This is a genomic window from Aliidiomarina quisquiliarum (assembly GCF_023922585.1).
Taxonomy (GTDB): domain Bacteria; phylum Pseudomonadota; class Gammaproteobacteria; order Enterobacterales; family Alteromonadaceae; genus Aliidiomarina; species Aliidiomarina quisquiliarum.
Map to the genome: position 1 here is coordinate 70,556 of NZ_JAMFTN010000017.1, position 12,840 is coordinate 83,395.

General features: G+C 47.4%; 13 protein-coding genes. 9 read left to right on the forward strand and 4 right to left on the reverse strand.

The window, feature by feature from the left end; translation table 11 throughout:
* The first annotated feature begins 18 nt into the window (after positions 1–18).
* The 5 genes from prpF to M1L23_RS06045 all read left to right on the forward strand — a co-directional run bounded on the left by prpF (position 19) and on the right by M1L23_RS06045 (position 3,181).
* Positions 19–1,194 carry a 2-methylaconitate cis-trans isomerase PrpF gene (prpF, locus tag M1L23_RS06025; protein ID WP_252626555.1) on the forward strand — a complete coding sequence of 392 codons (1,176 nt, stop codon included), beginning with the start codon at positions 19–21 and terminating at the stop codon, positions 1,192–1,194.
* Between the two features lie 148 nt (positions 1,195–1,342).
* Positions 1,343–1,594, forward strand: a complete 252-nt coding sequence (locus M1L23_RS06030; RefSeq protein WP_252626301.1) for a type II toxin-antitoxin system ParD family antitoxin — start codon at positions 1,343–1,345, stop codon at positions 1,592–1,594.
* Between the two features lie 2 nt (positions 1,595–1,596).
* Positions 1,597–1,890 carry a type II toxin-antitoxin system RelE/ParE family toxin gene (locus M1L23_RS06035; RefSeq protein WP_252626303.1) on the forward strand — a complete coding sequence of 98 codons (294 nt, stop codon included), beginning with the start codon at positions 1,597–1,599 and terminating at the stop codon, positions 1,888–1,890.
* 120 nt (positions 1,891–2,010) lie between these two features.
* Positions 2,011–2,550 carry a PD-(D/E)XK nuclease family protein gene (locus M1L23_RS06040; RefSeq protein WP_252626306.1) on the forward strand — a complete coding sequence of 180 codons (540 nt, stop codon included), beginning with the start codon at positions 2,011–2,013 and terminating at the stop codon, positions 2,548–2,550.
* Between the two features lie 205 nt (positions 2,551–2,755).
* Positions 2,756–3,181: a hypothetical protein gene (locus M1L23_RS06045; protein WP_252626308.1), complete on the forward strand. Its 426-nt coding sequence runs from the start codon at positions 2,756–2,758 to the stop codon at positions 3,179–3,181.
* A gap of 27 nt (positions 3,182–3,208) precedes the next feature.
* Here M1L23_RS06045 and M1L23_RS06050 read toward each other — a convergent pair whose 3' ends face one another.
* On the reverse strand, positions 3,209–3,388 hold the full coding sequence (locus tag M1L23_RS06050; RefSeq protein ID WP_256473617.1) for a type II toxin-antitoxin system RelE/ParE family toxin: 180 nt from the start codon (positions 3,386–3,388) through the stop codon (positions 3,209–3,211).
* Positions 3,389–3,481: 93 nt separating this feature from the next.
* Here M1L23_RS06050 and M1L23_RS06055 point away from each other — a divergent pair, with 93 nt between their 5' ends.
* Both M1L23_RS06055 and M1L23_RS06060 read left to right on the forward strand, forming a co-directional pair.
* Positions 3,482–5,101: a long-chain fatty acid--CoA ligase gene (locus M1L23_RS06055; protein WP_252626312.1), complete on the forward strand. Its 1,620-nt coding sequence runs from the start codon at positions 3,482–3,484 to the stop codon at positions 5,099–5,101.
* Between the two features lie 77 nt (positions 5,102–5,178).
* Entirely contained in the window at positions 5,179–5,586 is a 408-nt protein-coding gene (locus M1L23_RS06060) for a DUF6746 family protein (RefSeq protein WP_252626314.1), read from the forward strand.
* A 263-nt stretch (positions 5,587–5,849) separates the two neighbouring features.
* On the opposite strand, the gene M1L23_RS06065 is transcribed toward M1L23_RS06060, so the two are convergent.
* Both M1L23_RS06065 and M1L23_RS06070 read right to left on the reverse strand, forming a co-directional pair.
* Positions 5,850–6,797: a 1-phosphofructokinase family hexose kinase gene (locus tag M1L23_RS06065; RefSeq protein ID WP_252626316.1), complete on the reverse strand. Its 948-nt coding sequence runs from the start codon at positions 6,795–6,797 to the stop codon at positions 5,850–5,852.
* 9 nt (positions 6,798–6,806) lie between these two features.
* The gene (locus M1L23_RS06070) at positions 6,807–8,105 is read right to left on the reverse strand and encodes a ribonuclease J (protein ID WP_252626317.1); all 1,299 of its coding nucleotides are present in this window, start codon (positions 8,103–8,105) and stop codon (positions 6,807–6,809) included.
* Positions 8,106–8,303: 198 nt separating this feature from the next.
* On the opposite strand from M1L23_RS06070, the gene M1L23_RS06075 reads away from it, so the two are divergent.
* On the forward strand, positions 8,304–9,299 hold the full coding sequence (locus M1L23_RS06075; protein WP_252626318.1) for a catalase family peroxidase: 996 nt from the start codon (positions 8,304–8,306) through the stop codon (positions 9,297–9,299).
* 81 nt (positions 9,300–9,380) lie between these two features.
* Positions 9,381–11,417 carry a bifunctional metallophosphatase/5'-nucleotidase gene (locus tag M1L23_RS06080; protein WP_252626319.1) on the forward strand — a complete coding sequence of 679 codons (2,037 nt, stop codon included), beginning with the start codon at positions 9,381–9,383 and terminating at the stop codon, positions 11,415–11,417.
* Here M1L23_RS06080 and M1L23_RS06085 read toward each other — a convergent pair.
* Positions 11,414–12,736 carry an amidohydrolase gene (locus tag M1L23_RS06085; protein WP_420840631.1) on the reverse strand — a complete coding sequence of 441 codons (1,323 nt, stop codon included), beginning with the start codon at positions 12,734–12,736 and terminating at the stop codon, positions 11,414–11,416. The two genes, M1L23_RS06080 and M1L23_RS06085, sit on opposite strands and share 4 nt — an antisense overlap.
* Positions 12,737–12,840 lie beyond the last annotated feature (104 nt).

Sequence of the window (12,840 nt, forward strand, 5' to 3'; positions counted from 1 at the left end):
GGTGAAAGGACATATATGATACATAAACCACAACTTAAAATACCCGCCACCTATATGCGTGGCGGTACCAGTAAAGGCGTATTCTTTCGCTTAAATGATTTGCCTGAAAATGCGCAACAACCTGGCGCTGCCCGCGATGCATTACTGCTGCGGGTGGTGGGTAGCCCAGATCCATACGGTAAACATACCGACGGTATGGGCGGCGCCACCTCAAGTACCAGTAAAGTGGTGATTATGTCGAAAAGCAGCCAGCCAGATCACGACGTTGATTATCTGTTTGGCCAAGTAGCCATCGACAAACCCTTTATTGATTGGAGTGGTAACTGCGGCAATTTAACCTCTGCCGTTGGCTCTTTTGCTGTGGCGGCGGGCTTAATTGACCTTCGACGTGTACCAGAACATGGCACCGCTGTGGTACGTATTTGGCAGGCTAATATTCAAAAAACCATTATTGCCCATGTACCTATTACCAATGGCCAGGTGCAAGAAACCGGTGACTTTGAACTCGACGGGGTAACCTTTCCCGCCGCCGAAGTCCCCATTGAGTTTGTGGACCCAGCCGACGGTGAAGGCGCCATGTTCCCTACCGGTAACTTAGTAGACGACCTTGAAGTTCCTGGGGTAGGCACCTTTAAAGCCACGCTGATTAATGCCGGCATTCCGACTATTTTTGTTAATGCGGCCGACATTGGTTACACCGGAACGGAGCTGCAAGAAGCCATTAATGAAGACGCCAAAGCGCTGGCTATGTTTGAAACCATTCGTGCCTATGGCGCAGTAAAAATGGGCCTTATCAGCGACATTAAAGAAGCTGAAGCACGCCAACATACGCCAAAAATAGCCTTTGTTGCACCACCGGCAAGTTATACCTCGTCGAGTGGTAAAGCAGTGCAAGCAAGTGATATCGACTTGCTCGTGCGCGCACTTTCCATGGGTAAGTTACACCACGCCATGATGGGCACAGCCGCCGTTGCTATTGGCACCGCTGCCGCCATTCCAGGTACCTTGGTCAACTTAGCCGCAGGGGGTGGTGAACGCAGCATGGTAAACTTTGGTCACCCTTCAGGCACCTTACGGGTTGGCGCAGAAGCCAAGCTGGTTGAAGGTAACTGGGTGGTGGAAAAAGCCATTATGAGCCGCAGCGCGCGGATATTGATGGAAGGTTGGGTGCGCGTACCCGAGCCTGAGCTCTAGCTGAATGTAAGCACAACGCACGTTGTAGGCATGTTAATGAAATCGACACATTCATAGGGTGTGTCGATTTTTTGCTTTCTGTTCGACATTGAACTGCTATAAACAAGTGGTATGATATTATCATACCCTCTGATTTAGGAGTGCTATAATGAGCATGCAACGCAAAACTATTACCCTTACTGAACAGCAAGACGACTGGGTGAAAGGCCAGGTTGAAAGCGGCCATTTTGGAAATGATAGTGAATATATTCGCCATCTGATTCGCAGAGATCAGCAAGCTAAAGAGCGTCTTACCATGCTGCAGCGGGCCCTTACTGAAGGCGAGGCTAGCGGTAAACCCAAGCCGCTCGATATATCTGCTATTAAAGCGGCTGGGCGTAAAAAAGTGAAGGGCGATTAGTAGTGAGCACGCTGACTATTACGCCAAAGGCGGAATCAGATCTTGTTGGAATTTGGGTATATACCTGCGAAAAATGGAGTGCTGAGCAGGCAGATAAATATTTAGATCAGCTAGAAGTAGGAATGAAACAACTGTTAGAGCACCCGGAGCTTGGCACAAACTATGAACATGCTCGTGCGGGGTACCGTAAACTTCAGGTGGAACAACATGCGGTATTTTATCAAGTACAAGGCAAACATGTGATTGTTGTGCGTGTGTTGCATGAAGAAATGGATGCGCCTTTAAGACTGTTTTGAAAATAATGCTGCATTGCTATTGCTATTGCTAATATCATGGGTGTTTTTTAGGTGTAGCCAAAGTAATTTTTTGTTTTATATAGCTGTTCAACTTAGGAATTTATTTAAAAGGGAAAAGGAATGCCAAACTTTAACATTGGATTTAAATACATTGCACTTTCTGCGCTAGTTACCTTGGGTATAAGTGCTTACGCCCCAGTCTATGCTCAATCTCAACAGGGCGACAAGGACAGTTTCGTAGGAGTGGGTGTGTACGGTAACGGAAGTTCCAATAACCCATCGGTGGTGTTTAGCGCACCAGTTGGAAGCAAATATAGCATTGAAGGCTCGGCCACTACATTTTTAGACTACCTCGTGCGAGCAAATGGCTATTACCATTTTAATGAGCGTATAAAAGTGGGCTTAGGCGCCGTGCATTATAAAAGCGGCAACTTTAATGACACAGGTGCACGAATTTCAGCGGGTTATGGTTTGGTGCAAACAGATAAATGGCAAGTAAATGTTTTAGCCGGCCGCGAATTTGTGCTTGCTGAATCGAATTTTGTTGAACTGCAACTGCGCTATAAATTCACTGACCGACTCAGCGTGTTTTACTATAGCCAATACAACTCAGGCTACTTAAAAGACGAAGGCAACCTAGGTATTAGCTACAGCTTCTAAAAATACCAAATTGAATTGAATACTCCAACGTCCTCCCCTTGAGATATTGAACACTTCCAAACAAAGCTAAAAGAAGTGGTAACGCTACAGCGTATTGAGTAATCCATTTTTTTACTGGCATAAGCCGCCATTGATTGTTGATTTACTGTTGTTTAGGTTAGGGTGTTTGTATATAAAAATACAGTCTGAATATTTGGAGGTGGCTTTGTTTGGAATTATTAGAAATATTTTAGCTTTGGTTGGGCTGGTTACTCTTTTAGGGTGGGCTTTCTTTTTCCTATTGTTTGCTCCATGGTTGTTAGACAAGGGGATGCTACGAGTAGGAGATGTAGTTCACTCACCTAACAATGAATTTATAGCTGTGTCGTACAAAGACATGGGGGGTGGTGGTGCAGGTTATTGCTATCAGAAAGTCGCCATTCTTAAGTCAGAATCAGAGCTGGGAACGGTTAACGATAAGCGAGAATATGTTTTTAATACGGAATGCAGGACTCAAGTAAAACTTGCTTGGAAAGACAGTCAAACAGTCGAAGTTAGCTACACCTCGGGCTCGCCTAAATATATCAGTGTAGAAATGTATTCGTCTGCGCAGAATGGAGCTGTGAATGTACGTTATGTGCATAAGTTATAGAATTGACGTGGTAGGCATGAAAAGCAACTAAGTACTGCGTTTAATGTCACGATAAAAATTCTTATGTGAGCCAAGCGCCATTAATACGAGTGTTAGCGTACCCTCGTTATAGCTATACCCTAATAACGTAAGCTGCTTGTTCATTTTAAATTTGTGCACCCCCAGAAAAGATAAGTCACCTTTCTTTTGTTCACCAAGTTGCCACAAAAAATGGGTGTTAAACCATTGTTTGTGAAAAGAACCAATTTTAGTGTAATAGTATGGGTGACAACATAATTATAAAGTAACAGGGAGTCACCCATGCTAGGACAAATGATGCCATACCAGCTGACCATTCAGTCGGTTATTCGCCACGCCAGTCGGTTATTTAGCGATACGGAAATTGTTTCGGTTACAGCAGATCACCCACAGCATCGCTACACCTTAGGCGATGCATTAGAGCGCGCCGCTCAGTTAGCCAATGCGTTTAAAAGCATTGGACTTAAAAGTGGCGATCGGGTGGCTACTATTGCTTGGAACGACTTCCGCCACTTTGAATTGTATTTTGGCATTAGTGGTTATGGCGCTGTCACCCATACGATTAACCCGCGATTACACCCGGAACAACTGATTTTTATCATGAATGACGCCAGCGACAAGGTGTTGTTTATTGATTCGATGTTTGTGCCTTTAATTGACGCCATACGGCCACAGTTAAAAACCGTGGAACATATTATTGTGATGACGTCTGACGCAGCAGCCGTTGGCGAGTACCTAATGTATGAAGACTTTATAGCGGCGCAACCAAATACCTACCCATGGCCGGAAGACACTGACGAAAACCAAGCAGCAGCTCTGTGCTACACCTCGGGTACCACGGGCAACCCTAAAGGAGTGCTGTATTCACATCGCACTATGTTGTTACATGCCATGTCGCTGAGCCAACCAGATGCGTTAGGTATGGGCCGAAACTCGGTTATTTTACCCGTAGTGCCTATGTTCCATATTAATGCTTGGAGCATTCCCTTTGTGTGCGCCATGGTGGGTACCAAAATAGTGTTCCCTGGCCCGAAGGTAATGGACTTTGAAGCGTTAACAGACATGCTTATTGCTGAAAAAGTGACGCTAACTGCTGGTGTACCAACAGTTTGGGCAGGTATGGCGCAGTATTTACAGAAGTCGGGTAAACAATTGCCGCACTTAGAGCGTATGGTGTTTGGTGGCACCGCTTGCCCACCTTACTTACTTGATTACTACACCAAAGAGCACAACATTAATGTTATCCATGCGTGGGGCATGACCGAAACCAGCCCGCTGGGTACGTGCAATACGGTATTGCCGATGGCTGCAACAAGTTGGAGTGCCGAAGCGCAGCGCGCGCAACGCTTAAAGCAAGGCTACCCAGTGTTTGGCGTTGAACTTAAAATAGTGGATGACGCCGGAGCAGAACTGCCATGGGACGGTAAAACCCAAGGTTATTTGTATATTCGCGGGCTGTGGGTGTGCGATGGCTACTTTAACCAACCCGACAGCCGTGGTAACGACTGGTTTAATACGGGCGACATCGCCGTGATCGATCAATATGGCTGCATGCGTATTATGGACCGCGCCAAAGATTTGGTGAAGTCAGGCGGTGAGTGGATTAGCTCGAGCGATATTGAAAACATAGTGCAGGGCCACCCCGATATATTACAGGCGGCGGTGATTGCTACCGCGCACCCGAAGTGGGACGAGCGACCGTTATTGATTGTGGTGCCCAAGGAAGGTGTGCAGGTTAAAGGTGAAGAATTGTTGAAGTACTTAGAAGGGAAAGTAGCCACCTGGTGGATACCCGACGATGTACTTTTTGCAGAATCGCTGCCTATTAATGCCACGGGTAAAGTACAAAAGAACGATTTGCGAGATATTTACAAAGATTATCGTCACGCCGACTTTGGTTAGTAGTAGCATTTCCAAACCAATCAAGTATAATGAGAATCATTCTCATTTGTAATGGCATCTAAGGTATGGAGAAAAAAATGAAATTAACATCTGCAGTAGCAATCGTGGCACTGGTGAGCACCTTATTTATGAACCCTGCGTTTATAAAAGATGCAGTTGCCAGCGACGACGATCGGATCTCACATTATAAAGGCGAGGCTTCACCAACCCTTGAAGCAGCAGTAAAAAATTTAACGGAGTTTAACCAGAAGCTAGAAGCCATTCTTGCAAGCGATGACATGGATATTCGTAAATTGGCCGAAATACACCAGCTTACTTATACGTTAGAAAATGCTTTAGAGCGTCTTGAAGAAGAATTAGAAACCATTGCCGAAACGCTCGAGGAAGTACATATTGGCTCGGAAACAGGCAAATATGAGCAAGTACGTAAAGCCGGTAAGGAATACCTAGAACAAATACGTAAGTTGTTACCACAAACACAGTAATAACCGTTGGCGTCATGCCATGCATTTAACGTCATGCCATGCATTTAACGTCATGCCATGCATGACCTACAGCGGTGGTTGTCAATGGCACCGTAGGTAAGGCATTGCCTTACGTTGGGATGTTTAACGCCAGGCAATGCATTTAACGGCAGGCAATGCCTTTACGTCATGCCATGCATGACCTACGGCGGTGGTTGTCAATGGCCCCGTAGGTAAGGCACCGCCTTACGCCGCTCGGTGGTTAACGTCATGCCATGCATGACCTACAGCGGGTGTTCTACAACTTCGGTGACCATACGTTCGAGCCAGTTTAAATCGTGCAGTTGGTTGCCTTCTAACTGCACGGTTACTGCGGCGGCGGCTACACCATAATGGGTGGCGCGTTTTAGTGGTGTGCCTTTATTTAACTGGTGCACCAAAGCTGAAGCGAAGCTGTCGCCGGCGCCTACGTGGCTAACAATATGAACTTTAGGGGCTTCGAAAAAGCACGACTCACCGCACTTACTCACTAGCACTGCACCGCCACGGTTTAGGGTGACTATGAGCACATCGACGGCATCGCGATCAACCAAGTCTTTCATTTGTTTCTGCAATTCTTCTACCGACACATGTTCGTCGTAGCCAAGCGAGGCAAATTCGCGGCGGTTTAGTTTGGCTAAATAAGCACCGGTAAATAAGCTTTCTGAAAGCGCCGGGCCTGAGGTATCGAGGACAATTTTTATGTCTTGTTGTTTTGCTTGAAGGGTTATTTTTTTATAAAAGTCGTTGGGCATACCGGCAGGAATACTACCGCTGAGCACCATATATTTAGGCGCTGGGCTAAAGCTGAATAGTGTTTCAAGGCAGGCAGTGTATTCGGCTTCGGTGAGTGTTGGGCCAGGAAACACAAAGTGATGCATAATATGGCGTTTGGTTTCAGTAATAGCAAAGTTTTGCCGCGTTTCGTCGGCAATATCAACAGCTTTAAAGGGCGTACCGTCGGCTTGAATTAGCTTTTTAAGTAACTCACCATTCAATCCGCCGGCAGGAAACACTGCCGCCACTGCGCTGCCCATACGGTGAATATTACGGGCAACGTTAATGCCACCGCCACCGGGTAACGACGAGGCTTTTTGGCAACGGCTTTTGCTGTCATCAAAAATTTCATCGGTAACACCAAACACATCAATGGCTGGATTAATGGTGAAGGTAACAATATCTGGTGTTTTCATACAAGGTCCTTATTGAACAAGCGGTATTCGGCCGGTACGCACCATATTACGACGTAATTCTGGTTCGGGTGCAAGTACATAAAGGTCGCCATTTAATCCTGCCATTTGTATGGGCACACCACATTCTTTGGCAATAGCGGCGCTTGCTGCAATATGTTCGGCTTCACCATGCACTGGAATAGCTATTTGTGGTTTTACCCACGAGTATAATTGGCGCAGTTCGTCTTGGCAGGGGTGGCCGCTGGCGTGAATAGGCAGTTCCGTTTCGTGGGCTTGAAATACTTCAAAGCCTCGGGCTTTCAGAGCTTTCACTAGGTTTTTAATCGGCTCTTCGTTACCAGGGATAATCATGGAACTAAAGAGTATGCGGTCGCCCTTATCTAAATTCAGGTCGCGAAACGAGTCGTTGGCAAGGCGTTGTAATGCCGCACGCGGTTCACCTTGGCTGCCTGTGGCTACGGCAAGAATTTCATTGCGCGGTAAAAAACCAATGTGCCGCTGCTCTGCTAGGGGAATGCTTTCGTCCCAGTGGCCGGTAACGCGGGCAATGCTTACCATATTTTGTAGCGAACGGCCCATTAATGCCATATAGCGGCCGGTTTCTTTAGCAATACGGCCAAGGGTAAGTAAGCGGGCAATGTTACTACTAAAGCAACTAACCACCACGCGACCTTCGGCACTTTCAATTAGGCTTTTTAAACCGGGGTAGCAGGCATTTTCTGAAATAGAATGGCCTGGTCGTAAAGCATTGGTAGAGTCGCATACCATGGCAGTTATGTTCTGCTCGCCCATGCGTTTAAAGGGACGGCTTTGAAAGCCTTTACCTACCACAGGATCAGTGTCTATTTTCCAGTCGGCCGTATGAAAAATACTCCCCGCAGGGGTTTTAATCATTAATCCGTGTGGCTCAGGAATAGAGTGAGTAATCGCTAACCATTGTACGTCGAATACGCCAATACGCTGAGTGTCGCCAGTATTGACCACCACAATAGGCACTTTATCGGCAAGTTTGGTTTGAGCTAACTTGCGGCGTAACACCTCGGCGGTAAAGGCAGTGGTATAAATAGGCACCTGAAAACGCTGCCATAAATAGGGAATGGCACCCACGTGATCTTCATGGGCGTGGGTAATAACAATGCCAGCGAGGTGCTCTTTGTGTTGCACAATAAATTCAGGATCAGCGGCAACCACGTCGAAAACTTCGCTAGGGCTAGGCTGGGTGTTGGTGGGGTCGAGGGGCTCTTGAAAGGTAATGCCACAGTCAACCATAAGCCATTGGCCAGCATGGCCAAATAGGTTTAAGTTCATGCCTATTTCGCCAGTACCACCTAAAGGAAGAAACCATAAGTCACGCGGGCCAGGAATTAGATGTGAAATATTAGAGCTCCTTTCAACAATATGTAAGTTATTGAACTATATTAACTGAAACAATGGATCTATTTCTGCTTACTTTCTCGTATGAGAGTTTCAACTCGCGTTTTAATCAGCCTATAGGTGTGCAGAATAATGACTATAAAATCACTCGCGGTACTTTTTGTTGCCGCAACAATGCCACACCTAGTAGCTGCAGAGCAGTTACCAACCCAACCACAACATGCCAATGCGCAAGACTTAATTGAGGTGTTTGAAAAAAGTGGTGGCAAACACCCGGGCATTCGTAAAGGGCATGCTAAAGGTGTCTGTGCAGTTGGTGAGTTTGTAGGGTCAGAACAAGCCGCCCTATACACCAATTCGCTACTATTTAGTGGTGCCACAATACCGGCCGTGATGCGCTTTTCAATGGCGGGTCAAAACCCCATTGTGCCAGATAGCTCAAGGTCGCCACGTGGTTTAGGGGTGAAGTTTTCCTTACCAAACGGCGGTGTGCACCATATCGCTATGTTAAGTACACCTATGTTTGGCGCCAATAGTCCGGAAAGTTTTTTAGGTTTAATGCGCGCAGGTGCACCTGATGAACAGGGGAAACGAGATCCAGCACGAGTGGCAGCCTATCGCGCGGCATACCCCGATACTCAACCGCAAGCCGACTGGCTGATGAATAACCCAATACCACGTAGTTATAAAGACGTGCATTACTATGGTGTGCATACATTTTTCTTTAAAAATGAGGCTGGCGTGGAAGTGCCAGCACGCTATTCATTGGAAGCTCGTGATGGTTATCATGGTTTAGATGAAACGGATTTGGACGCACTTGGTAATGACTTCTTGGCAGCGCGCTTGCAGGACGAGCTCGCTACTGCACCCGCTTACTTTGATTACTATATTACCTTGGCTGAAGAAGGCGATAATTTACTTGATCCTTCACAGACATGGCCTGAAGAACGTGAGCGGGTGTTGCTTGGCACGTTAAAAGTGACTACTTCAGGGGGTGAAGCTTGTACCCCTATTAATTTTGATCCCAATATTATCAGTGCTGGTGTGCGTAGCAGCGACGACGCCGTGCTTAAAATTCGTTCGCCGGCCTATGCTATTTCATTTGCACGCCGCCTAACGGGGAAATAAAGGCAGCCCTAAGCGGCGCTTAAACTGTGGGTGCTTCTGTTGTAGTATGTTGGCTTCGCTTTGAAGGGAAAATAAACAAACATGAAGCACTTGCAACCATGGGGCCCTATTAAAACTACGGCCATAACTAGCCTGATTCTTTTCTCGGGGTTAATGACCGGTTGCGCCGACTTGGCAAAACCAAACCAACAACAAAGAGCTGCTGCGCCGTTCGAATTGTATATTGCCCATGTGAACGACACCCATTCTGCTTTTGACCCAATTCGTAGTGCATTTACTGCTCAGGCTGATAACACAACATTAAAAGTGCACACGGAATTTGGTGGCCACCCGCGGCTATTAAGCCAAATAAAGCAGCACCGTGTTGTAGCTGCAGAGCAGGGGTATAATTTGTTGTTTTTACATGGTGGCGATGCTTGGCAAGGCACGGGTTACTTTATATTGAATGAAGGCCGTATGAATGCGGATATTTTGAATCGGTTTGGCTTAGACGCCATGGCGCTGGGTAACCACGAGTTCGATTTAAATAACCAGCTGCTCAATGAATTTATTGGCAGTGTTCATTTTCCTGTTTTAGCCGCCAATGTGGACACCAGTGCCGACCAGCACCTGCGCGAACAAACTAACTTACGGCCTTATGTGCTGTTTGCCTTCGACCAGCAAGGGAATAAAACCAAAGTGGCCAGCCTAAACCAGCTACCCAAAAACCAACAGGTGGTGGCTGTATTTGGTGTGGTTTTAGACGATATGCCCAACATAGCGCCAAACACCGGCGATGTACGCTTTTTGGATATGGTAACCAGCGCTCAACACACGGTAAATACCTTGGAAGCAGCAGGGGTACAGAATATTGTGGCAGTAACCCACATTGGGTTGGGGCTCGATCAGCGTTTAGCCAGCGAAGTAAATGGTATTGACATTATTGTTGGTGGGCACTCACATACCCTGTTGGGCGACTTTACCGAGCTTGATTGGGGCAACCAAGGCCCTTATGCGGAGCAAATTACCAACCCCAATGGCAGTACCCGTACCTGTATTGTGCAAGCTGGAGAATATGCGCAAGCCATGGGGCTAGTGCGCGTAGTGTTCGACACAAAAGGTAAACTGGCCGAGTGTAGTGGCACCAATACGTTATTAATTGACCAGCAGTTTTATAGCCAAGCCACACAGTTAGCCAGCGAGCGCTTTAGCGAGCCAACGCAGGCGCAGGTGGCGCAGTTTGTGCGGCAGCAAATTAACATTGCCATGGTGGCGGAAGAGCCCAATTTACGTCAGCACATTAATAAGCATTATAAGCCCGAGCTAGAAGCTTCCTTCGGCGAGGTGATAGGTTTTGTTCCGCAAAATATTATGCATGCACGCCGCCCAGGTAGTAATAATTCAGATAAGCATGGGTCGCAGCTAGCGCCTTTAGTGGCGTATGCACAATACCGATGGTTTATGCGGCCTGAAGTACAACAGGTAACTGGCCGAGTGCCCGACTTTGCCTTAGTGGGCGCAGGGGGTATTCGCACTGCCATTAATCAAGGCGAGTTACGGGAAGGCAATATAAGTTTAGAAATGCTGCCTTTTGCCTCGCATTTGGCCGTGGTTAGCTTAACTGGTGCGCAAGTAAAAGCCTTATTAGAAGACACCATTCGGCAAACATTGGTGCCTAATGCCCATGATGGAAAATTCCCCTACGGCGGTAACTTGCGCTACAGCTTTAACGAGGCCGTTGGTTTAGGTGAAGTTACGCAGTTAGAAGTAAACCGTGGCAGCCTTTACGACCCCCAATGGCAGCCATTGCAGCCAGAGGCGACCTATAACGTGGTGACCAGTAGTTATAGCGCAGCAGGCAATGACGGCTGGACTAACCTGTATGAAGCCCAGCAGCATGGCTCAGATCGGCTCGATGTGGTGCTAGTGAATGGTAAGCCACAGGTGTACGAGGTTGCAAAAGTGCGGCAAACAGCCGACGGCAAGCTACACACCCTATATAAACAGCAAGGGCCAGAGTGCGCTAAAAAAGAAACCGATTGTGCGGTAGACGCCCAATCGGTTATTCGTTTTTTACAGGAGGAGCACCAAAGCTTGTTGGCACTACCTTACCCCGTGGTTACTTTGAACAGGCTTTAATGACTTGAAGCCTTCGGGTAATCGAACACCCAGTTAATATACAGCTCGGTGCCTGTTTTCAGCGCACCTTCGTCGGCATAAAAGAACGGTGAATGGTTGCTAGGGGCTTCGGCGGCATTCTGCCCGTGCGGAGTTACCCCTAAGAATACAAATAAGCCAGGGGTTTCTTGTGCATAGAAAGAAAAGTCTTCTGCGCCTGTTGTTAGGGCGCTTTCTTTCACATTAGCGCTGCCAGCAACTCGCTGCATAGTGGGCAACATGCTCATGGTTAGGGTGGGGTTGTTGTAGGTAACCGGGTAGCCTTCATGAATATGTACGTCGGCGGTGGCACCGGTGCTTTGTGCTGTATGTTCTGCGCTAATACGTAAGCGCTTGAAGATCTCGGCTCGATTGTCCATGTCGAAGTTACGAATAGTGCCTTCTAAATACACCTCGTCGGGAATAATATTGTTCCGTACACCACCTTCCACAACACCGAAACTGACCACTGCTGGCGCTTTGGTAATGTCTATTTGACGGCTCACCAAAGTTTGCACGTTATTAATAATTTGCGCTGCCGCGACAATAGGGTCAACACCACCCCAAGGGCGCGAGCCATGGGTTTGCTGACCTTTCACATTAATATGAAAGCGGTCGGACGACGCCATAAGGGGCCCTGAACGGTAACCAATTTCACCTGTATTTAGTGGGCTCCACACATGAATGCCAAACACTGCCTCTGGTTTTACGGCGCTAAACAAGCCTTCTTTTAGCATGAGCTCAGCACCGCCTTCTTCGTCACCGGGCGCGCCTTCTTCAGCAGGCTGAAAAATAAACATGACATTGCCTTGCACGCTGCTTTTGTTTTTCGACAAGTACTCAGCGGCACCAAGCAACATGGAAATATGTAAGTCGTGGCCACAGGCATGCATAACGCCCACTTCATTACCGCGGTATTCGCCAATGGCTACCGACTTAAAGGGCACATCGGTTTGTTCCACTACCGGTAAGGCGTCCATGTCGGCACGCAGCGCAATAGTTGGCCCTGGTTTACCGCCACGCAGCATGGCCACCACGCCTGTGTGAGCAATGCCTGTTTGTACTTCTAAACCAAAAGACTCAAGCTGCTCGGCCACCACACGGGCAGTACGAAATTCGCGGTTGCTCAGTTCAGGGTGTTGGTGAAAGTCGCGGCGCCACTTGATGACTTGTTGTTCAAGTTGGGGGGAAATACGCACAGCGCCAGATTCAGCCGCCGCGGTGGTAATCATGCCATAGCTTAGGAAAGCGGTGGCAACCGCAATTTTGGTTAGGGTAAACAATGTGTTTGTAGGGCGCATAATAACCTCGTGGTGAAAGCTTTTAGGCAGTATGGCAGGCTCTTTTTTTAAACGCAAAGAAAAGAGGTCAGCAATAGCTGACCTCTTGGTTTTATCACGTTATT

Coding starts and splice junctions, on each gene's coding strand:
- M1L23_RS06060 (WP_252626314.1), top strand. CDS start 5,179: ATGAAATTAACATCTGCAGTAGCAATCGTGGCACTGGTGAGCACCTTA.
- M1L23_RS06055 (WP_252626312.1), top strand. CDS start 3,482: ATGCTAGGACAAATGATGCCATACCAGCTGACCATTCAGTCGGTTATT.
- M1L23_RS06075 (WP_252626318.1), top strand. CDS start 8,304: ATGACTATAAAATCACTCGCGGTACTTTTTGTTGCCGCAACAATGCCA.
- M1L23_RS06040 (WP_252626306.1), top strand. CDS start 2,011: ATGCCAAACTTTAACATTGGATTTAAATACATTGCACTTTCTGCGCTA.
- M1L23_RS06085 (WP_420840631.1), bottom strand. CDS start 12,736: ATGCGCCCTACAAACACATTGTTTACCCTAACCAAAATTGCGGTTGCC.
- M1L23_RS06065 (WP_252626316.1), bottom strand. CDS start 6,797: ATGAAAACACCAGATATTGTTACCTTCACCATTAATCCAGCCATTGAT.
- M1L23_RS06070 (WP_252626317.1), bottom strand. CDS start 8,105: ATGAACTTAAACCTATTTGGCCATGCTGGCCAATGGCTTATGGTTGAC.
- M1L23_RS06030 (WP_252626301.1), top strand. CDS start 1,343: ATGAGCATGCAACGCAAAACTATTACCCTTACTGAACAGCAAGACGAC.
- M1L23_RS06080 (WP_252626319.1), top strand. CDS start 9,381: ATGAAGCACTTGCAACCATGGGGCCCTATTAAAACTACGGCCATAACT.